Here is a 19,017-nt window from a genome sequence, read left to right on the forward strand (position 1 = left end):
CACCAAAAACGGTGCCAAAGACGCTTGACTAAGATTCGTGGAAATGCGAGTCTCGAAGTGCTAAATCAGAGAGAGGCTTCCACGACGGCAACGTTTGGGGGGCCTTTTTCTTTTGCGACGCTTCCTTTCTTCCATATCCGGGCAACCTGACAAATGTCAGGATTACCCCTTGTTCCGCTGACGGGAGAAACGCTCGGCAAGTGCCGGCAGCTCCTCCTGGATAAATTTCAAGAACGCGGCGCCCAGTTCGCCCTCGCCGGAAATCCGGACATCCTTGGCCGAGGCAATATAGGCGCCGAGCGCCTTGCCTTCGTTGTCGGAGAGGGTAACGGCGCCACCGCGCGGGCTTGGGCTCGACTTCACCGCATTCAACGCCTGCTGGAAGCGCTGGTCGGAGTTCTCGATGCGGTCGCTTGCCTTCGACAAAGCGCGGCGCACAGCTTCAAGGGCGCCAGAGCTGCCTGAAATCGTCTTGGCCAAATCCAGCCAGCGCGGCCTGCCGATTTTCGGCGCGCGGCCGATCGCTTCGATAACATCGCCCGGAACCGAGCGGTAGACGCTTCGCATGCGGGCGAGTTCGGCATCCTCGATCGAAAGCGCGGCATAGATATCGCGCGGCCGGATGCCGGCATCGTCCATGCGCGATGCAAACAGCGCACGCTCGATCCATGACAGGTCCTGCCGGCTGGCATTCTCGATACCCTGGGCGACAACCAGGTCGTGATCGGTCATATCGACTTCGATCGCCCGAACCGGTTGGCCGAGCTCCAAGGCAGCACGCCATCTCCGGTGCCCATAGACGATCTGGTAGCGTCCGGCAGCCGAAGGGTGTTTTCGAACCTGCACGGGGACCTTCTGGCCTTCCGTCTCGATCGAGCGCTTCAGCGTCTGGAAATCGCTCGCGTCGTCGTCCGGCAATCGATCCGGAAAAGGGGAGGGGTCGATGATCTTGGGGTCGAGGTCGTGGATCGACGCTCCGCCCGCCTCGACGATCGCCCGCAAGCGATCACGTTCCGCCCGGATGTCATCGATCGCCCGATGGGCCGCACCGATGACGCCGGCGGCGACGCGTGTCGTTGGGGCAGGGGAGGGCGCTGCCACAGGCTCGGGTGCCGCGGGCTCCTCGCTCTCCAGTTCAGCCGAAAGCAGGCCGAAGCTTGCAACGATGGATTTCCGTGGTGTCTTGCTCATCCACGCCCCCAACTCGTGTTGATCAGGCGAACGATCGCCTCATTGACGGCGTCCACCGCCTCGCGGGCCCGCTTGTGCGTCTCGCGGCCGATCTGGCCCATTTCGAGTTCGTACAGCGAGCGTTTGCCAAGCCCCGCCGCCTCGACGGCCGTGCTTTCCACCGCTGTCGGCAGCAGGACATCCGCCCCGAACAGATGGCGCAGCATCGCGACCACCTGCGACTGCGGCGCATCGTTCGGATCGTGCCGCGTCACAAGATAACGAATGAAATCCTGATCGAGCTGCGCGCCGCTGTCGGTCAAGACGCTGATAAGGTCGCCCATCATGAGAAGGAACTGGCTCATCGACGCGACGTCCAGCATGGCCGGATGCACGGTGATGATCATGCTCGTCGCCGCGTAGATCGCGCTCAGCGTCAGGAAGCCAAGCGAGGGAGGGGTGTCCAGGATGACGACATCGTAGTCGGCCTCCACCTCGGCGAGGCAGAGTTTCAGCCGCTCGAAGAAGATCGCGCCGGAACTCGACCTGTTGGCAAGGACCCGCGGGGTCTCATGCTCATACTCCATCACTTCCAGATTGCCGGGAATGAGGTCGATGCCGTCGAAATAGGTTTTGCGGATGATGTCGCGTATCGGCCGCCGTTCGGCATCGTCGTATCGAAGCGCCGCATAGATCGTCTCGTTGGCGCCGACATCGACCTCCGGCTGCGAACCGAACATCGCCGACAGCGACGCCTGCGGATCGAGGTCGAGCGCGAGAACGCGGTAGCCTTGCAGGGCGAGAAAATGCGCGAGATGAACGCAGGTCGTCGTCTTGGCGCTGCCGCCCTTGAAGTTGGCGATGGCGAGCACCTGGAGGTGTTCTCCCGGCCGGCGGCGCGGCAGGAACCGCAGGGCGTCCGCCGGCTTCTGCTTTGCGAACAGTTCCCGCAACTCGTTGATTTGCTGGAGCGTATAGACCCGATGATTGTTCTCCAGCCGGCTCGGCACGGGACCGCGGCCTTCGCTCGACATCAACTTCAGCGTCGAATCGGGTATCGATGTGAGCTTGGAGACTTCATTCGTCAAAAATTGCCGAAGAATCTTTTCCGACTTCGGCGGATACATACGCGTTCTCAGCTGCTGGAGCTGTCCGGACAACAGCGTGGCATGGCGCGTGATCTTGCTTCCTGCATCTTCCTTGGAAGGAACCACTGTTTCTACCTGTTGCGCTATCGCCATTTTTCCCTCTTGGCGGCCTATCGCCGGTTTACCGGCCGGCACTCGCCAAGAGATAGAACACGATTCTATAAGCCCGTCCATGTGTTGGCGGTTGACAATCGAACCGAATGGGCGATCTTCGGTCGCGGATAGGTGTTAATCAACTGATATTATTGTCTTTCTCGCAAAAGTAGTGCGAGCTTCCGTTTGTAACTCTCCACACTTTTGACACAGGTAGTCCTGCCAGGTGGAGGCCTACGGGCTCAAATGCCGCCGCGCGAGAGAATCGGGAATCAGAATCACCGGAACCTCCTGTCCGCGACAAGCCTGTTGAAATTGGCAAATCATCGTCGTTCCACGCAGGGGCAAATGACGCCCGCGGGTCGACTGCCAGTGCCGGCAATGTCAGCGTGATAGCGGCACCGGACACCAGTCGCACCTGATCGCGGTTCGTCCGTTTCCATGACATTTCCCGATATGCCAGCTGTGTTCATCGTCATGCCGGCAAGCCTCGACGACCCAAGCCGCGATCAGCCGCAACTGGTGTCATGCACAACTGCTGGCCATGCTTGGGATTTTCTCGATCCGGCGCTGCCGAGATTCGAAAATATGCCACCGGCGTGATGTTCGACGACGGGAACTAATAGGAGAGGGCCGGAACACGTTATGTTCCGGCCCTCTAATAGCTTGAATTATAAAATGAACGTCCGGCCGCACTACCCGCCGAGCGCGACGCGGAATTCCGCCTGCGTGCGGGCACGCAATTCGTCGACCGTCACGCCTGGCGCGAGCTCCACCAGGCGCATAGCCTCTTCGCCACGGATCGCCGGTTCGAAGACGGCGAGGTCGGTGATCAGCAGGTTGACGACGCGGCTTCCGGTCAGCGGGAGGTCGCAGCGCTTGAGAACCTTGGATTCGCCGCGCGCCTCGTGCTCCATGACGACCACGACCCGCTTGACGCCGGCGACGAGATCCATCGCGCCGCCCATGCCCTTGACCATCTTGCCGGGGATCATCCAGTTGGCAAGGTCGCCGTTTTCCGCCACCTGCATCGCGCCCAGAACGGAGAGGTCGATATGGCCGCCCCGGATCATCGCAAAGCTTTCAGCACTGGAAAAAAAGCTGCTGCCCGGCAGTTCACTGATCGTCTGCTTGCCGGCATTGATCAGGTCCGCATCTTCCTCGCCCTCGAAGGGGAAGGGACCCATGCCCAGCATGCCGTTCTCGCTTTGCAGCGTGACGTGGATGCCGGCCGGGATGTAGTTTGCCACCAGCGTGGGAATGCCGATGCCCAGATTGACGTAAAAACCGTCCTGCAATTCCTTCGCGGCGCGCGCCGCCATGTCGTCCCGTGTCCAGGCCATCAGACTGCCTCCACCGACTGCCGCGGCGTAACCGTTCGTTTCTCGATCCGCTTTTCAGCGTTTGCTACCTCGATCATGCGCGAGACATAGATGCCTGGCGTATGTACGTGGTCGGGATCGATACTGCCCGGCTCGACGATCTTCTCGACCTGCGCCACCGTCGTGTGCGCCGCCGTTGCCATGACCGGATTGAAGTTGCGCGCGGTCTTGCGATAGACGAGGTTTCCGTCCGTATCGCCGCGCCAGGCGTGCACGATGGCGAGGTCGGCGAAGAGCGCCGTCTCCATGAGATAGAGCTGCCCGTCGAATTCACGCACTTCCTTGCCTTCGCCGACCGCCGTACCGACGCCGGTGCGGGTGAAAAAGGCGGGAATGCCAGCGCCGCCGGCGCGGATGCGCTCGGCGAGCGTGCCCTGCGGGTTGAACTCGATCTCCAGTTCCTTCGCGAGATATTGCTGCGCGAAGAGCGCGTTCTCGCCGACATAGGACGAGATCATCTTGTCGATCTGGCGGGTTTCCAGCAGCCGGCCGAGGCCGATACCATCGACGCCTGCATTGTTGGAAATGACCGTCAGGCCGCGCACGCCGGACTCACGAACCGCCTCGATCAGCGCTTCGGGAATGCCGCAAAGCCCGAAACCGCCGGCCATGATGGTCATGCCGTCCTTGAGCAGCCCCGCCAGGGCCGCTGTCGCATCGTCGTGGATTTTCCGCATGGTTCCTCCCATAGAAAACGTTCCAGGCGAGACATTACGGCTTGAACGTCGGCAGGCGTTAGCCGTATTTATACGGCATGACGCGACGTGCCGGTTCAATCGAAGGCTTCGGCAGGGAAGGGGACCTACGCTTCTCCCTGAACGAAATTCCCGTGCCGATGGTCTACGCGACCCACCGTATCATCCGCGATTGCAACGACGCCTTCGCCGAACTCTTCGGCTATGCCCGCCCGGACCTGATCGACCGGAGTTTCGCGGTGCTTTATCCGAAGATCGCCGACTTTATCCATACCGGAAAAATGTGGCTGGAACACCTGCCGGGGGGGCGCAGCTATTATGACGAGCGGATCATGATGTCGGTTACCGGGCAGCGTTTCTGGTGCCAGGTCACCGGCAAGAGCTTTCAGCACGACGACCCTTTCGCCCACGCGCTCTATTGTTTCCAGCGGCTCAACCGCCCGACGACCAGCCCGCAGCTTTCCCTGACGGAGCGCCAGCGCCAGATCCTGACGCTGGTGTCGCAGGGAAAAACCAATGCGCGCATCGCGGACGAACTGGACCTGTCGGTCCGCACCGTCGAATCCCACCGCGCCCGGCTGATGAAGATCACCGGCTGCACCAATTCCGCCCAACTGACCTCCTGGTTCGCCCACGCGCCAGGCCCGGATGGGGCAGGGTAGGGGGCAAGTTGGGGCGGCGCCATCATGGCCAATCGGGTTGCCTTTCGCTTCCGTTTATCGAGCCGCCTCGACGGGTGATACATCGCCGCCTTGCGCCACTTGCGCCAGAATGAGCGAGCTGACGCCGGCGAGAAAGAAGCCTGCGGACAAATTGATAGTCGTGCCGTCATACAAACTGCCCATGCCGACAGCGAACAGAGTTGCAACGAGGCTCGATCCGGAGGCCAGCAACGAGGCGCCCAAACCGGCAACCTGGCCAAGAGAGCGCATGACCATGGCATTCAGGTTGCCGAAGAGGATGCCGATGGCGAAGAAGGCTGCAAACCCGAATGCCATGAAAGCGGCAAGCGGCAGGCGGCCTCCGCACGGCGTGGATGCAACCAGCATCAGAAAGCCGGTCGACGCCAATCCCAGGAAGGCGGCGCGCGCCATTCTATCCATGCCGAACCGCTGCACGAGCCTGGCATTGGTGAATGACGCAAGCCCCACCGCCGTGGCCAGCGCCGCAAAATAGAAGGGAAAGGTTTCCCGGATTGCATAGGCGTCAAAGAACAGATCGGCCGCCGTGCTGAGGTATAGGAGCTGTGCACCGAAAACGAGCCCGGTCGCCACGATCAGCAACGTCACACGACGGTTGGAAAGGATGCGGCGGCCATTCAGGAGCAGCAGGCCTAGCCGAAACGGAATGCGGTTTTCTGCGGGCAAAGTTTCCGGTTGGCGAACCAGCAGCCACAGGCCAAGAAGACCCGCAATGACCAGATAAGCCACAAAGACGCTGCGCCAGCCGGCAAGGGCGATCAGGCCCTGCGCGAGAGCCGGCGCCAGCATCGGCACGAGAATGAACAGGGAGAACATGAAGGACATGACGCGGGCCATCGCATCGCCCTCGAATTGGTCGCGGATCATGGCCCGTGTCGCGATCTTCGGCCCGGAGACGCCGACGCCCTGAAGGAACCGGCCAAGGATCACCATCTCCAGCGTTCCCGCGAGCGTGGCGATGACGGTTCCGGCGGCATAGACACACAGACCCAGTACAAGCGCCTTCTTCCGTCCGATCGCATCGGACAGCGGACCGAGCAGCAGTTCACCGAACGCCATGCCGAAGATGAAAAGCGATATGACGTGCTGGGTCGAAAGCGGCGGCGCGACACCGACATCCGCGCCAATCTCCCGCAACCCCGGCAACAGCGCATCGATGCTGAGGGATGTCAGTGAGGTCAGAAGCGCATAGAGCGCGATGCGTTCGCGAAAACTGATCGAGGATGTCATGCGTCGTGTGTGAAACGTATTTGCCGCAGCCTCAAGTGCCTGAGAGCGTGAAATCAATTAGTTCCATAAGATAGATTACACGATTTCTGTCTGTATCAGGGTATGCCCTATTCTCAGCGCGGCATATGAGATGCAACAGCCTATCTATACCCGGCCTGCCCAACGCTTCGCCACACGTTGGCGGAATTTCTCAATTTGACAGCAAGGATCGGAGTTTGGTGCGGCATCGTGCGGCCTAGTGTCGATCTCCAAGACAAACAAGGAGTTACGACGATGAACCTTATGATCGCCAACAAGGCGTTACGGGCCGCACCAAGGGTGAAGACGGCCGACATTCTTTCCTTCGCCGTCGCCGATTGCACGCTCGGCAAGGTTTTGCTGGCGCAGAGCAACAAGGGCGTTTGCGCGATCCTCATCGGCGACAGTACCGAAGACCTGATGGCGGATCTCGCCCGTCGCTTCCCGCAGGCGACGCTTGTCCCGGGCGAAGCTGCGGTGAAAGAGGCCATGGAGGCGGCGCTGCGTTTCATCGCGGAGCCTGCTGTGGGTCTCCCTCTCGCGCTCGACATGCGCGGGACGCCGTTTCAGCGGCGTGTGTGGGAAAGGCTGCGGACGATTCCCGTCGGCCGTACGGTGAGCTATCGGGAGCTGGCCGGCTGGATCAGCCCGCTCGCAAGCCCGCGGGCCGTCGGCGCTGCCTGCGCCGCCAATCCGATTGCGCTCGCCATTCCGTGCCACCGGGTCCTGCGTGCAAACGGCGAACTCGCCGGCTACCGCTGGGGCATCGAGCGCAAGCGCGAACTCCTCCGGAAGGAGGCCATGGCATGAGTGTCGCGACGTCTGCCGAAGCACGGGTCGCCGCCTATGATTGGAAAGCGCTTGCCGGCGAGCTGGATGGTTTCGGCTGTGCGGTCCTTCCAAAGCTGCTGACACTGGAGGAGTGCCGCGGGATTGCGGCGCTCTATCCCGATGAAAGCCATTTCCGCAGCCACATCGTCATGGCGCGGCACGGTTTCGGCAAGGGCGAATACCGCTATTTCAAATATCCCCTGCCCGACCTTCTCGGCAGCCTGCGCACGGCGCTCTATCCCCACCTTGCGAGCGTCGCCAATGTCTGGAACGAGCGCATGGGGATCGCGGAGCGTTATCCCGGCGAGCACGCACCGTTCCTTCAACAGTGCCATGACGCCGGCCAGGTGCGGCCGACGCCGTTGCTGCTGCAATATGTGCCGGGTGATTTCAACTGCCTGCACCAGGATCTCTACGGCGATCTCGCTTTTCCGATCCAGGTGGCGATCCTGCTTTCGGAGCCCGGCAGCGACTTTACCGGCGGCGAATTCGCGCTGACCGAACAGCGACCGCGCATGCAGAGCCGGGTGGAGGTCGTGCCGCTGCGCCAGGGCGACGCGGTGGCCTTTGCGGTGCATAACCGCCCGGTGCAGGGAACGAAGGGGAATTACCGCGTCAATCTCCGGCACGGCGTCAGCCGCGTGCGTTCCGGCAAACGCCACACCCTCGGCATCATCTTCCACGACGCCCGTTGACGGCAGTCCGCCGCCCTGCCCGCCGAACTGTGGAGCGAGGATTGAGCAATCGGCAATTCTTTGCCACAGTCGGCGCCGGGGAAACAGGGGGCGGCAACGACCGACCAAAGATGCCGCTCGAGGACATAGGCGCGATCGCGTTTTTCTTGCTGGTCTGGGTCTCCCTGGAGCCGTGGCTGGAATATACCAAGCGCAAGAACAGCATTCCGCGCAACATGGAGGCGATCCGGCGGGCCTGGATGCGGGAGGTGCTGACCCGCGATACCAACTTCATCGGGGATGCCGCCATCCTCGGGCACACGATCAACTCGGCCTCCTTCTTTGCCTCGGCCAACCTGCTGGTCATCATGGCGGTGGTGGGCTCGTTGTCTATCGATCCCGCATCGTTCAGCAAGACGGGATTGATCGCGACCTTTGCGGGCGACACGCCGGCCTGGCTTCTCCAGACGAAAATCCTGCTGGTGTTCGGGACGCTGCTGCGCGGGCTTTCGGATTTCGTCTGGGCCGTCCGCCAGTTGAATTACTGCCTGGCGGCAATCGGCAGCAGCCCGTCCAAGAACGAAGACCGCGACCTCGATGCGTGGACGGATGCGCTGACCTCCGTCGTCAATCCGGCGCTGCGGACGTTTTCCAAAGGCGTGCGGTCCTATTATTTCACCTTCGCCGCCATCCTCTGGTTCCTGGGGCCGTGGGTGTTCTGCGTGGGCACGCTGTTATCTGCATCCCTCATGGTATGGCGGCATACGTCCTCCCGCACCGCCCATGGCCTGAGCCGCATCCACGATCTCATCGAGGCGCAGAAAGGCAAATCCTGACCGCTTGGCATTATGCCGGGACAAACCGGTAGGCCTGCCCGGCAGGCTCGGCAAATCCGACGCCCGGATAAGTCCAATGATAGCCCAGCATCTTCACCTTTTCCGAAGATGCGCGGTCGAGCAACATCTGCCTGCTCTTCAAGGCGATGTCCGGCTCGGTGTCGAAACCGAAATGCCAGTCAGGCCGCTCGAAGAAGATGGTATCGCTGGTGCAGGCATCGCCCGTGACCAGCAGGTTTCCGTCGCCGGCGATCTCCACCGACATATGGCCGGGCGTATGGCCCGGCGTCGATACCATGGCCATGCCGGACAGGATTTCATCGCCCGGCTTCACCCGCGTCAGGCGATCTTCAACGGCGGAAAGGTCGCGCCTTGCACCCTTCGCAAATCCATGAAGCGCCGATGGCTGGCGGGCTTCGAAATCGTCGGCCATCCAGAAGGCCCATTCCGCCTCGCTGACATAATAGTGCGCGTTCGGAAAAAGCACCTTGCCATCGGCCGTGGTCGTCGCGCCGGAATGATCGGGATGCACATGGGTGAACACGACTTTAGTGATCTGCTCCGGCAGCACGCCGAGTGTCTTCAGGTTTTCCGCCAGGCGTCCCGCGCTCGGCTGGAAATTGGTTCCCGAACCAGTGTCGATCAGGATGAGATCCTGCCCGTGCCGAATCAGCGGAATATTCGCCTGCACCGCGGCGCCCTTCGCGTCGCCGCCGAGACGCTTCAGGAAATCGGCGCGCTCCCCGGCCGACGCGTCAGGCAGGAGAACCTCGGGCGGCAGGATGATGAAGCCGTCGCTGACGACCGAGATGTCGAATGCGCCGTGCGAGAATGTATGGACCGGAGCGGCAAGGACATTCCGCGGCAGGGCGAGCGAAACGCTCGCTGCTGCCGCGCCGGCGAGCACCTGCCTGCGGGTGGCCTGGATATTTCCAAACTCGAAGGCGGACATGACAAATCTCCTTTGAAAAATCGTCGTGATCCGTTCCGCTACGTCAAACCGCTTCGGCAGGGATGCCGTATCGCGGCGCCGCGTGTTTCAACGACAGGTGCGGGCCGAGCACATGGCGGGCAGTTTCCAAAGCCTGCCAGAGCCCATCATCGGCGAGCGACGGGATGGTGATGAGTTCTCCCCGATCGAAACCCGCCAATGCGGCATCCACCATCTCTTCCGCCCCCATGATCATGTCGGCGGGGATGACGTTGATGTCGATGCCAGCGCGCTCGAAGATTTCCGTGCGCGTGAAACCGGGCAGCACCGCCTGGATCTGCGTGCCCTGCCCTTTCAGTTCCTCGGCCATCGCCTGGGTAAAGGCGAGCACGAAGGCCTTGCTGGCAACATAGGTCGCGTTGAACCGCTCGGGCATCAGCGCCACGACCGAGGCAATGTTGATGATCGCCCCCTCGCCGCGCGCCGCAAAAGCCTTCGCCGCCTCCACCGTCAGGGCATGCAGAACATCGACATTGAGATGAACCATGGCGGCAAGGCCCGTGGCGTCGGATTGCAGCACCGGGCCTTTCGGGCCGCTCCCCGCACAGTTGACGAGCATGGTGATCCCCGCATCTTCCCGAAGTTTCGCAAGCACCGGCTCCAGCCCTTCGCGCCCGGAAAGGTCCGCCGGAAGCGGCGACACCTGAACGCCATGGCTTGCGGCAAGGCGCGCCGCTTGCTCCTCCAGACGACCGCGGTCGCGGGCGACGGTCAACAGGTCGAAGCCACGCCCGGCGAGGCGATCGGCATAGATGGCGCCGATCCCCGAGGAGGCTCCGGTCACCATTGCGGTTTTCCTTGGCATTCGAAATCTCCTCTTCCTTGTATTGTTGGAAAGTGCACGCCGGACCGATGGCCCGGCGTGCACGGCAGCCGGTCGGACTAGCTCTTGATGAATGCCAGCAGATCGGGATTGATGATCTCCGGATGGGTCGTGCACATGCCGTGCGGCAGGTCCTTGTAGGTCTTGAGCGTGCTGTTCTTCAGCAGTTTTGCTGAGAGCGGCGCGGAGTCGGCAATCGGCACGATCTGGTCATCCTCGCCGTGCATGACGAGTACGGGCAGGTCGATCGCTTTGAGATCCTCCGTGAAATCGGTCTCGGAGAATGCCTTTATGCAATCGTAATGGGCCTTGGCGCCGCCCATCATGCCCTGCCGCCACCAATTGTTGATGACGCCCTCGGAGACCTTTGCGCCGGGCCGGTTGAAGCCGTAGAACGGGCCGGAGGGTACATCCAGGAAGAACTGGGCGCGGTTGGCGACGAGTGCGGCGCGAAAACCGTCGAAAACCTCGATCGGCAGCCCGCCCGGATTCGTCTCGGACTTCACCATGATCGGCGGAACCGCGCCGATGATGACCGCCTTGGCGACGCGTCCCTTCTTAGCGCGGGCGACATAGTGCACGACTTCGCCGCCGCCCGTCGAATGGCCGACATGGATGGCGTCCTTGAGGTCGAGTGCATCGGTGAGCGCCGCAACGTCGGCGGCGTAGGTATCCATCTCGTTGCCGGTCCAGGTCTGGCTGGAGCGGCCATGGCCCCGGCGGTCATGGGCAATGACGCGGTAGCCGTTTTCGAGGAAGAACATCATCTGGTTGTCCCAGTCGTCCGCCGAAAGCGGCCAGCCGTGATGGAAGACCACGGGCTGCGCGTCCTTCGGACCCCAGTCCTTGTAATAGATTTCGACGTCGTCGGCGATTTTGATGAAAGGCATGGCGGTGTCCTTCGTTTCGTCCTGATTGGTGTTCGATGTCTGCGCGTCGGCATATGTCGGAAGTGCAAGCGCCGCGATGGTGGCTGCGGCTCCAAGAAGAAGGTCGCGGCGCGTGGCTGCGACCGGAAAGGTGGTGGCCCATTCATTCATGGCTTCCCTCCTGTGCGGACTTTGCCCGCGTCTCGTTGACGAAAATCAAGGTGACGCAGACGAAGCCGCAACACGAGTAAAGCGTCGTAAATCGATGCAAAGGCGACGTGCAGTAAGCGCAGTCTAGCGTCGTTCCCGGCTTCCTTAAAGCCGTTGAATGTCAGGGGCGGCGTGCATCTCGCAGACCAGATGGACCAGGGCGCGCGCTGCATGGAGCGGCGAGGCCTCGCTATCGCCGAGTATCAGCAGCCCGGCGCCCGCACCTTCGGGCGTGACCATTGCGTATTTGCCGGGAACGAGGGCAACCGGCTTTCCCGCGGACAGGAAGGCACGCACGAAAGCGGAAACCGCGCCGTCTACCTCCCAGATCTGACCCGAAAAGCCGAGGCAAAAGGCCGCGTCGAAGTCTTCCACGACGATCTGGTCGAGGCTCAGCGTGTCGGCAAGTTCGTCGCGGGCGTTCCTGTCCGCCTTGAACCGCTCCACCGCGAAACTTTCGTCTGCCGTCGCCCGCAGGGTCGTGAGGATCGGCGGACCGCCGAGCAGTGTGGCGATGGCCACCTCGACGCCCATGTCCCGGAAGGCATAATAGGCCGGCGCAATCCACGGCAGGCCGACATCCGGCCGCTCTTCCTCATCCTCCACGATCAGGATCACAAAACGCGGGATGAAGGGCATTTCGGTCATTCCACTCTCCCATTCTCGCCGCATCATCGCGACTTCACGGCGGGAGAACGAGTTGAGAGTTGTAAATCGGTGCAAATCCGCTCAGTCGCCGATGGCGGCGTGGAGCGCACGCCGATCCCGATCGATGCGGTGCGTCCAGGCGACCGCATCGTCCTCGCTGGCCGTGGCTGCGGCGAGGTCGAGAATTTCCGTGGCACGGGCAAGCGCCCCTTCCCCACCCGCAGCAAACACAACGCGCGCCTTCACCCGGAAAAGCTCCGGCAGGCACCAGCGCTCGCCGGACCGGCGGCAATGTTCGAGCGCCGTCTCCACAAGCCGCACGGCTTCCGCATACTGGGCCTGTTCACTCAAGGCCAGGGCGGCAACGGACTGGAAGTAGGTCTGGAACAGGGTAAAGCCTGCACCTTCAAGGGTTGCCATCGCGGCGCGAAGCTGTCGGCTGCTCTCCTCCGCCTGCCCTGCCCGCAGCACGAGTTCCGCCTCGAAACAATCGGCATAGGCGTGCCATACATCCAGCGACAGCGCCTTGGTGTGCTCCCGCAACGACGCGATGTAACCGACCGCGAGATCGTCCCTGCCCGACAGCAGCGCGAGCGGGCATGCCGCTTCTGCCAGCACGTTGGAAAGCGAGAGCGTGTGGCGGATCTCGCTGGCGTAGTCGACGGTCTCCTGCACCTCCCGCAGCGCGCCGTCCTCGTTTCCCAGCAGCCACATCGCCCGGGCGAGGATGATGCGAGCGGTGACACGCTGGTCGAACTGGAAGCGGATCGAATGTTGACCTGCCCGTAGGCTCGTATAGTCGCGCAGCATCTGCCGCAGTTCGTCGCGGGATTCCTGGTGGCGGCCCAGCCAGTGGAGCGTAGCGCCACGCATCCGCTTGCCGATGATCGCGTCCATCGGATCTGCCGATGCGTGGGCGAGCACGCCGAATTTCTCGGCAAACGTCATCCCGAGCCGCGGTTCGGCGCGGTTGATAGCATCGACCCATAGTGCCCAGGTCGCCCGCAACTGATGGTCGGCGTCGCCGATCTCCTCGGCGATCCTGAGCGTCGTCGACCAGGCCGCGATGCCGTGCTCGGGCGCATCGGTGGCGCGCATCTGCGGCCAGCCGAGCGCCGCATAGAGCTTCATGCGGCTGCGCTCGTCCAGGCCGGGCCGGTCTTCGAGATAAGCGATCGCCCGCGTGACGGCCACCAGGCATTCATCGAGCAGCGACAGGCGGAAGAACAGCGGCAGGCTCGCCACCGTCAGCCGCACGCCGAGCAGCGGATCGCCGGCCGGCGAAAAAGCCCAGTCGAGTGCGGCGCGCAGGTTCGCCATCTGCGACGCGAAATCCTCCGACCACTCCGCCACGGCGGCAGAATACAGCTCCTGCTCGGCCCGCTCGAAACGCCTCTGAAGATAGGCCGCGAGCCGCGCCATCGCCGCGTCCGTCCCGTTGCCAGCAGCGAGCTTCTCGGCGGCATAGATGCGCGTCGTGTCGAGCAGGCGATAGCGCGTGCCCATTGCCTGGGTATCTGCGGCCACGAGAGACTTGGCCACGAGGGAGGCCAGGTCATCCTCCGCCTCGGTTCCCGAAAGCACGGCCATGCCGGCATCGCCGCTAAACCAGCCGCGTAGGACCGAGAGTTCCGTCAGCGCCGTCTTTTCCTGCGCCGACAGGATGGTGTAGCTCCAGTCGAGCGTGGCCCGCAGCGTCTGGTGCCGCGGCAAAGCGGTGCGCCGGCCACGCGTCAGCACGCGAAAACAGTCGGAGAGGGACGACGCGAGGCCCGGAATGCTGATCGTCTCCAGCCGCCCGGCCGCAAGCTCGATCGCCAACGCGATGCCATCGAGCCTCGCGCAGATATCAACGACATGGGGCGCGTCCGCGTCGGACAATTCGTAGCTGCCGAGGCAGGCATCGGCACGCTCGACGAACAATTGCACCGCCGGCGAAATCATCGCGTCCCGCGCGCGGCCAGCCGTCGAAGGTAGCTCGAGCGCCGGCAGCCGATGCACGCGTTCGCCATCCGCCCGCAGCGGCTCGCGGCTCGTCGCCAGCATGCGGGTGGCCGGCGCGCCGCGCAAAATGGCCTCCGCAAGGGCAGCAGTGCCGTCGACCACCTGCTCGCAGCTATCGAGCACCAGCAGGATATCGCGCTCGGCGAGGTGGCGCGCGATATCCCCGGCAAGATCCTCCGTCCGCGAGAGGGTTCCAAGCGCCGAGGCAATCGAAGTCGCGACCAGCCCGGACTGTGCGACCTCGGAAAGATCGACCCACAAGACCTCTCCCGCCAGTCCCTCGCCCGCCGCCACGGCCCGGGCGACGGTGGACTTACCGATGCCGCCCGGCCCGACGATCGTCAGCAGGCGGGACCGCACGAGCTGCGATGAGATCAGGGCAATCGACTGTTCGCGGCCAAAGATGCGCGGCCCGGCGGGAAGGCCTGCCGGCACAGGCGCGGGTTTTGGCGGTGGCGAGGTGGGCGAAGCCAGATCGGCGATGAACGTATACCCCCGCCCCGGCACATTCGTGATGAACTTCGGTTCCTTTTGGGTATCATCCAGCGCCTTGCGGAGTGCGGAAATATGGACCCTAAGATTGGCCTCCTCGACAAACGTGTTCGGCCAGACGTGCCGCACGATCTCCGCATTGGTCTTCAGTTCACCCGGATGGGAGGCGAGGAAGATGAGAATATCGGCGGCACGGCTGCCGAGCGGCACGAGCTTTCCATCCCGCAGCAGCGCCCGCCGGCCCGGCGCGATCGTGAACGGTCCGAATTGCATGTCGCTCACGGCATTGATCACTTCCCACCATCCGTCCGCATACCGGAAACACGACGCCATGCCACCGCCTGCGTCATGGCTTCGGATGCGGAACTTGAGCGAAGGCCGGCAAAAACGCAAGCCGGTTGCAACCGCCTTCGCGTCGGCCTCTCATGGTGGTATTAGCCTCACGTCTTCGCACTGCCGGCCAGCGCTAAAGCCGCCAGGCCGAGTGGATCGTCACATGCACGACGTCGCCGACCTGTGGCCGGTGCCGACTGAAGGTGCGCAGGATCTGGCCGTCTTCGAGTTCCAGGATCAGGCTGTAGCGCTCGCCTTCGTAAAGCGAGGAGCGCACCCGCGTCGCGATGCCCTCCCCCGAAAGCGCAATATCCTCCGGCCGCACGAGGATATCCGCGGTCGATCCAAGCGCCGGGGAAGCGAGCACTGGACGCAGCTCTTCCCATGTGAGCTTTCGCGGCAGGCCGCCCGGCAGATTGAGCGAGAGCACCGAGCCCCGGCCGATCAGGCTGCCGACGAGGCGGCCTTCGGGGCGGGCGTAAATCTCTTCCGGCGGCGCCACCTGCAGCAGCTTTCCCTGCGACATGACGGCGACGTCCGTCGCCAGCGCCATGGCTTCGCTCTGGTCGTGCGTGACATAGACCATCGTGGCGCCGGAGCGCTGGTGGAACTCGCGAAAAGTTTCCTCCATCTCCTGGCGCAGATGCCGGTCGAGATTGGCGAGCGGCTCGTCGAGCAGCACGACATCCGGCTCGGTGACGAGGCAACGCGCCAGCGCCACCCGCTGCCGCTGGCCGCCGGAAAGTTCTGCCGGCCGGCGTTCCGCATGGTCGGCGAGCCGCACCGTATCCAGCGCCTCGCGGATGCGGTTGCGGTAGGTCTCCCGCGAGACACCGCGCACCTTCAGCGGATAACCGACATTGTCGGCGACGCTCATATGTGGCCAGAGCGCGTAGGACTGGAAGACCATCGCCATATTGCGCCGTTCCGGCGGCAGGGATTGCGCCGCATTCGCAAGCAAGCGCTCGCCAAGGAAGATCGCCCCGTCGCTCGGTGCCTCGAAGCCGGCGATCATGCGCAGCACCGTTGTCTTGCCGCAGCCGGACGGGCCGAGCAGCGCGAGAAAGCCGCCCTCGCGCACATCAAGCGACAGGCCGGCCACAGCAGGCCGCCCGGTGCCGAACTGCTTGCTGACGTGGTTGAGGATCAGCTTCGCCACGGCACCACTCCCTTCGGCAGGCGCTTCGCCAGCCATTCCAAGAGCAGCATCATGACGACGACCATAAGGACGACGAGCACGGAGAGCGCCGAAGCGAGATCGGACCCGCCGCTGTCATCGAGATTGTAGATGACGACGCCAAGCGTCTGAGTGCCGGCCGACCAGAGAAGGGCGGAGACGGTGAGTTCGTTGCAGGCGATGAGGAAGACCAGGATGACGGAGGCGCCAGCGGCGGGCGCCACGAGCGGCACGAGAATATCCTTGAGACGCCGGAAGAAGCCGGCGCCAGCAAGCCGCGCCGCCTCTTCCAGCGCGGGGTCGAGTTGGCGGTAGGCGCTCACCACAGGTTTCAGGCTGACGGCGAAGAAGCTTGCGAAATAGGCGAGCAGAATGATCCAGATCGTGCCGTAAAGCGTGACGTTGAAAACCGGCAGCGGTGCCGCGAAGACGAGGATGAAGGCGACGGCGACGATGATGCCCGGCAACGCATAGGGGATTTCGATGAGGCTCGCGACGATGCGGGCAAAAACATCCCGCCGCCGCGTCAGTACGTAGCCGGCGAGCACCGAGAGGCAGAGTAGGCCGACTGCGGTGACGGTGGCGAGGAAGAGCGAATTGGCAAAGGCCGTGCGCGTCACCGTCTGGCGCAACAGGACCTCTTGGAAGGCGTTGAACGACATGGTCTCGAGCGTCAGCGGCACGCCATAGGCCGGCACCAGCGCACCCGCCAGCAGCGCGAAGAACGGTGCTACGAGCATGAAGAAGAGGACGATCAGCAGCACTGGCACGAACAAGAACCTCCACCAGCCGACCTGAAAACTCGTCGCAGCGCCCGCCTGTCCGAGAATGCGGTAGTCGCGGCCGCCGAGGGCACGCTCCTGCACCGCCAGCCCCGCCACGGAGATGAGCGCGATGACGCCGGAGAGTACGGCGACCTCGCCAAACGTGCGGTCGGTGAAGGCGGCGAACTTGGTGAAAATCAGTGTCGCGAGCGTGTAGATAGAGGCCGGTATGCCGAGGATCGCTGGAATGCCGAAATTGCCGATGCATGACACGAAGGCGATGGCCGCACCCGCGATCATGCCGGGCAGCGCCAGCGGCAGAACGATATCGCGGAACGTGCGCAAGGCCGGGGCGCCGGAGAGCCGCGCCGCCTCGATGCCGTCGCGCGGCACGCCGAGCAGCCCGGCCCTGAGCGCAAGATAGACGAGCGGCGCATGCTGCACGCCATAAAGCAGTGCGATACCGCCCAGCGAATAAAGCGGCTGTGGCGAGCCGAGCGGCGGGGCGATGCCAAGCGCTTTCAAGAGCGGGCTGGAGGGGCCGGACATCTGCACCCAGGCAAGCGCCGTCACCTGCGGCGGGATCATCATCGGCAGCACGAAGAGGAAGCTGAGCGGCCCCTTGGCCGGTATGTCGGTGAGCGTCAGCAGGAAGGCGAAGAGCGAGCCGATCAGGACCGAGATGAGGGTTCCGAGAACGGCGGTCACCAGCGTGTAATAGGTCGCCTGCCAGAGCGCGCGATCCGTCAGCACCGCGACGGCCCCGCCATCGGCGAAGGCCGTAATACCGGTCACGGCAAGGCGGGCGAGCGGCAGCACGCTGAGGACGACAACCACGCTGACGATGAAAGGAAACAGCCAGGCTGGCTGGCTGTTTCCCGGGCGAACGTAACCGTGCATGTTAAGGCCGCTTCGAGCCTTAATTGGAGCTGAAATAACCGGAGAAGGTCTTCAGGTCGGCATCGGTGTTCTTCAGCGCCGTGGCGGCATCGAGCGGCAGCACGCGGATGGTGTCGCGCGCCGGAAAACCTTCCGGCATGGCAACGCCGTTGCGGGCCGGGATATAGCCGAGCTTGACGAAGCCTTCCTGGCCCTCGACCGACAGAACGTAGTCGACGAACTTCTGGGCGGCCTCGACGTTCTTCGAAGAAGCGAGAATGCCGACCGGCTCGGTGACGGCGGAAACGCCTTCGCTCGGGAAGACGAACTCGACCGGCGCGCCCTTCGCCTTCTCGCGGATCGGCATGTAATCGACGACCATGCCATAGGCCTTTTCGCCCGAGGCGACGGCCTTGAGGATCGCGCCGTTGCCGCCGGCCGCCGTCGTGCCGTTTTCGGCGAGCGCCTTGTAGTAGTCCCAGCCGAGGCCGTCGACGGCCGTCAGCGTCTGGGCGTGGATGAGGGCGGCGCCAGAGGTCAGCGGGCTCGGCATGGTGACGAGGCCCTTGGCTTCCGGCTTGGCAAGGTCCTGCCAGCTGGCGGGCTTGAGGCCGGCCGACGTGTTGTAGACGATGCCGGTGGTGATCAGCTTGGTCGAATAGTAGTGGCCGTCCTTGTCGTAGAGGGCGGCGTCATAGTTCGCGGCTTCCGGCGACTTGTAGGCGAGCAGCTTGCCGTCCTGCTTGAGGCGCTCGAGCGTGACGGTGTCGGCGATCAGCAGCACGTCGGCAACCGGGTTGCCGGCCGCGATCTCGGCCTGGAGTTTAGCCATGATCTTCGGCGTGCCGTCGCGCACCCAATCCACCTTGATGTCGGGATTGGCAGCCATGAAGCCGTCGACGGTCGCCTGCGCGTCCTCGTTCGGCTGGCTGGTATAGAGCACGAGGTTTGCGGCAGAGGCCGGGAGGGCGGCAAAGCCAGCTGCGAGGAGGGCGACGGCGGAAACGAGATTTTTCATGGGAGCATCCTTCCGGGAAAGTCATCGCTCC

17 protein-coding genes are annotated in these 19,017 nt (G+C 63.4%); 4 read left to right on the forward strand and 13 right to left on the reverse strand.

Annotated features, from left to right (window positions below):
* Positions 1-162 precede the first annotated feature (162 nt).
* The 4 genes from repB to GB927_RS00090 all read right to left on the reverse strand — a co-directional run bounded on the left by repB (position 163) and on the right by GB927_RS00090 (position 4,470).
* The gene (repB, locus tag GB927_RS00075) at positions 163-1,191 is read right to left on the reverse strand and encodes a plasmid partitioning protein RepB (protein WP_256114435.1); all 1,029 of its coding nucleotides are present in this window, start codon (positions 1,189-1,191) and stop codon (positions 163-165) included.
* Positions 1,188-2,411 (reverse strand): plasmid partitioning protein RepA, encoded by a 1,224-nt coding sequence (repA, locus tag GB927_RS00080; protein WP_256114436.1) that lies wholly within the window; start codon positions 2,409-2,411, stop codon positions 1,188-1,190. Before repA ends, repB begins: the two co-directional genes overlap by 4 nt.
* 695 nt (positions 2,412-3,106) lie before the next feature.
* Positions 3,107-3,754, reverse strand: coding sequence for a 3-oxoacid CoA-transferase subunit B (locus GB927_RS00085; protein WP_256114437.1), 648 nt, complete (start codon positions 3,752-3,754; stop codon positions 3,107-3,109).
* On the reverse strand, positions 3,754-4,470 hold the full coding sequence (locus GB927_RS00090; RefSeq protein ID WP_256114438.1) for a CoA transferase subunit A: 717 nt from the start codon (positions 4,468-4,470) through the stop codon (positions 3,754-3,756). The genes GB927_RS00085 and GB927_RS00090 overlap by 1 nt, the downstream gene beginning before the upstream one ends.
* A gap of 77 nt (positions 4,471-4,547) precedes the next feature.
* Here GB927_RS00090 and GB927_RS00095 point away from each other — a divergent pair, with 77 nt between their 5' ends.
* Positions 4,548-5,150, forward strand: a complete 603-nt coding sequence (locus tag GB927_RS00095) for a PAS and helix-turn-helix domain-containing protein (protein ID WP_256114440.1) — start codon at positions 4,548-4,550, stop codon at positions 5,148-5,150.
* Positions 5,151-5,204: 54 nt separating this feature from the next.
* On the opposite strand, the gene GB927_RS00100 is transcribed toward GB927_RS00095, so the two are convergent.
* Positions 5,205-6,419 carry an MFS transporter gene (locus GB927_RS00100; protein ID WP_256114441.1) on the reverse strand — a complete coding sequence of 405 codons (1,215 nt, stop codon included), beginning with the start codon at positions 6,417-6,419 and terminating at the stop codon, positions 5,205-5,207.
* 273 nt (positions 6,420-6,692) lie between these two features.
* Between GB927_RS00100 and GB927_RS00105 the strand changes: the two genes are divergently transcribed.
* From GB927_RS00105 to GB927_RS00115, 3 genes are all read left to right on the forward strand, one after another.
* Positions 6,693-7,247 carry a methylated-DNA--[protein]-cysteine S-methyltransferase gene (locus tag GB927_RS00105; protein ID WP_256114442.1) on the forward strand — a complete coding sequence of 185 codons (555 nt, stop codon included), beginning with the start codon at positions 6,693-6,695 and terminating at the stop codon, positions 7,245-7,247.
* Positions 7,244-7,963, forward strand: coding sequence for a 2OG-Fe(II) oxygenase (locus GB927_RS00110; RefSeq protein WP_256114443.1), 720 nt, complete (start codon positions 7,244-7,246; stop codon positions 7,961-7,963). The genes GB927_RS00105 and GB927_RS00110 overlap by 4 nt, the downstream gene beginning before the upstream one ends.
* A 110-nt stretch (positions 7,964-8,073) precedes the next feature.
* Entirely contained in the window at positions 8,074-8,778 is a 705-nt protein-coding gene (locus tag GB927_RS00115) for a DUF599 domain-containing protein (RefSeq protein ID WP_256114444.1), read from the forward strand.
* 10 nt (positions 8,779-8,788) lie between these two features.
* On the opposite strand, the gene GB927_RS00120 is transcribed toward GB927_RS00115, so the two are convergent.
* The 8 genes from GB927_RS00120 to GB927_RS00155 all read right to left on the reverse strand — a co-directional run bounded on the left by GB927_RS00120 (position 8,789) and on the right by GB927_RS00155 (position 18,986).
* Positions 8,789-9,730 (reverse strand): MBL fold metallo-hydrolase, encoded by a 942-nt coding sequence (locus GB927_RS00120; RefSeq protein WP_256114445.1) that lies wholly within the window; start codon positions 9,728-9,730, stop codon positions 8,789-8,791.
* Between the two features lie 43 nt (positions 9,731-9,773).
* The gene (locus GB927_RS00125; RefSeq protein WP_256114446.1) at positions 9,774-10,574 is read right to left on the reverse strand and encodes an SDR family NAD(P)-dependent oxidoreductase; all 801 of its coding nucleotides are present in this window, start codon (positions 10,572-10,574) and stop codon (positions 9,774-9,776) included.
* Between the two features lie 77 nt (positions 10,575-10,651).
* Positions 10,652-11,632 (reverse strand): alpha/beta fold hydrolase, encoded by a 981-nt coding sequence (locus GB927_RS00130; RefSeq protein WP_439655460.1) that lies wholly within the window; start codon positions 11,630-11,632, stop codon positions 10,652-10,654.
* Positions 11,633-11,776: 144 nt separating this feature from the next.
* Entirely contained in the window at positions 11,777-12,319 is a 543-nt protein-coding gene (locus GB927_RS00135) for a type 1 glutamine amidotransferase family protein (protein WP_256114447.1), read from the reverse strand.
* 81 nt (positions 12,320-12,400) lie between these two features.
* Positions 12,401-15,088, reverse strand: a complete 2,688-nt coding sequence (locus tag GB927_RS00140; RefSeq protein ID WP_256115394.1) for an ATP-binding protein — start codon at positions 15,086-15,088, stop codon at positions 12,401-12,403.
* Between the two features lie 193 nt (positions 15,089-15,281).
* On the reverse strand, positions 15,282-16,307 hold the full coding sequence (locus tag GB927_RS00145) for an ABC transporter ATP-binding protein (protein WP_256114448.1): 1,026 nt from the start codon (positions 16,305-16,307) through the stop codon (positions 15,282-15,284).
* Positions 16,295-17,989, reverse strand: a complete 1,695-nt coding sequence (locus GB927_RS00150) for an ABC transporter permease (RefSeq protein ID WP_256114449.1) — start codon at positions 17,987-17,989, stop codon at positions 16,295-16,297. Before GB927_RS00150 ends, GB927_RS00145 begins: the two co-directional genes overlap by 13 nt.
* 19 nt (positions 17,990-18,008) lie before the next feature.
* Entirely contained in the window at positions 18,009-18,986 is a 978-nt protein-coding gene (locus tag GB927_RS00155) for an ABC transporter substrate-binding protein (protein ID WP_256114450.1), read from the reverse strand.
* Positions 18,987-19,017 lie beyond the last annotated feature (31 nt).

Source organism: Shinella lacus (assembly GCF_010994755.1).
Taxonomy (GTDB): domain Bacteria; phylum Pseudomonadota; class Alphaproteobacteria; order Rhizobiales; family Rhizobiaceae; genus Shinella; species Shinella lacus.

Coding starts and splice junctions, on each gene's coding strand:
- repB (WP_256114435.1), bottom strand. CDS start 1,191: ATGAGCAAGACACCACGGAAATCCATCGTTGCAAGCTTCGGCCTGCTT.
- repA (WP_256114436.1), bottom strand. CDS start 2,411: ATGGCGATAGCGCAACAGGTAGAAACAGTGGTTCCTTCCAAGGAAGAT.
- GB927_RS00085 (WP_256114437.1), bottom strand. CDS start 3,754: ATGGCCTGGACACGGGACGACATGGCGGCGCGCGCCGCGAAGGAATTG.
- GB927_RS00090 (WP_256114438.1), bottom strand. CDS start 4,470: ATGCGGAAAATCCACGACGATGCGACAGCGGCCCTGGCGGGGCTGCTC.
- GB927_RS00095 (WP_256114440.1), top strand. CDS start 4,548: ATGACGCGACGTGCCGGTTCAATCGAAGGCTTCGGCAGGGAAGGGGAC.
- GB927_RS00100 (WP_256114441.1), bottom strand. CDS start 6,419: ATGACATCCTCGATCAGTTTTCGCGAACGCATCGCGCTCTATGCGCTT.
- GB927_RS00105 (WP_256114442.1), top strand. CDS start 6,693: ATGAACCTTATGATCGCCAACAAGGCGTTACGGGCCGCACCAAGGGTG.
- GB927_RS00110 (WP_256114443.1), top strand. CDS start 7,244: ATGAGTGTCGCGACGTCTGCCGAAGCACGGGTCGCCGCCTATGATTGG.
- GB927_RS00115 (WP_256114444.1), top strand. CDS start 8,074: ATGCCGCTCGAGGACATAGGCGCGATCGCGTTTTTCTTGCTGGTCTGG.
- GB927_RS00120 (WP_256114445.1), bottom strand. CDS start 9,730: ATGTCCGCCTTCGAGTTTGGAAATATCCAGGCCACCCGCAGGCAGGTG.
- GB927_RS00125 (WP_256114446.1), bottom strand. CDS start 10,574: ATGCCAAGGAAAACCGCAATGGTGACCGGAGCCTCCTCGGGGATCGGC.
- GB927_RS00130 (WP_439655460.1), bottom strand. CDS start 11,632: ATGAATGAATGGGCCACCACCTTTCCGGTCGCAGCCACGCGCCGCGAC.
- GB927_RS00135 (WP_256114447.1), bottom strand. CDS start 12,319: ATGACCGAAATGCCCTTCATCCCGCGTTTTGTGATCCTGATCGTGGAG.
- GB927_RS00140 (WP_256115394.1), bottom strand. CDS start 15,088: ATGCAATTCGGACCGTTCACGATCGCGCCGGGCCGGCGGGCGCTGCTG.
- GB927_RS00150 (WP_256114449.1), bottom strand. CDS start 17,989: ATGCACGGTTACGTTCGCCCGGGAAACAGCCAGCCAGCCTGGCTGTTT.
- GB927_RS00155 (WP_256114450.1), bottom strand. CDS start 18,986: ATGAAAAATCTCGTTTCCGCCGTCGCCCTCCTCGCAGCTGGCTTTGCC.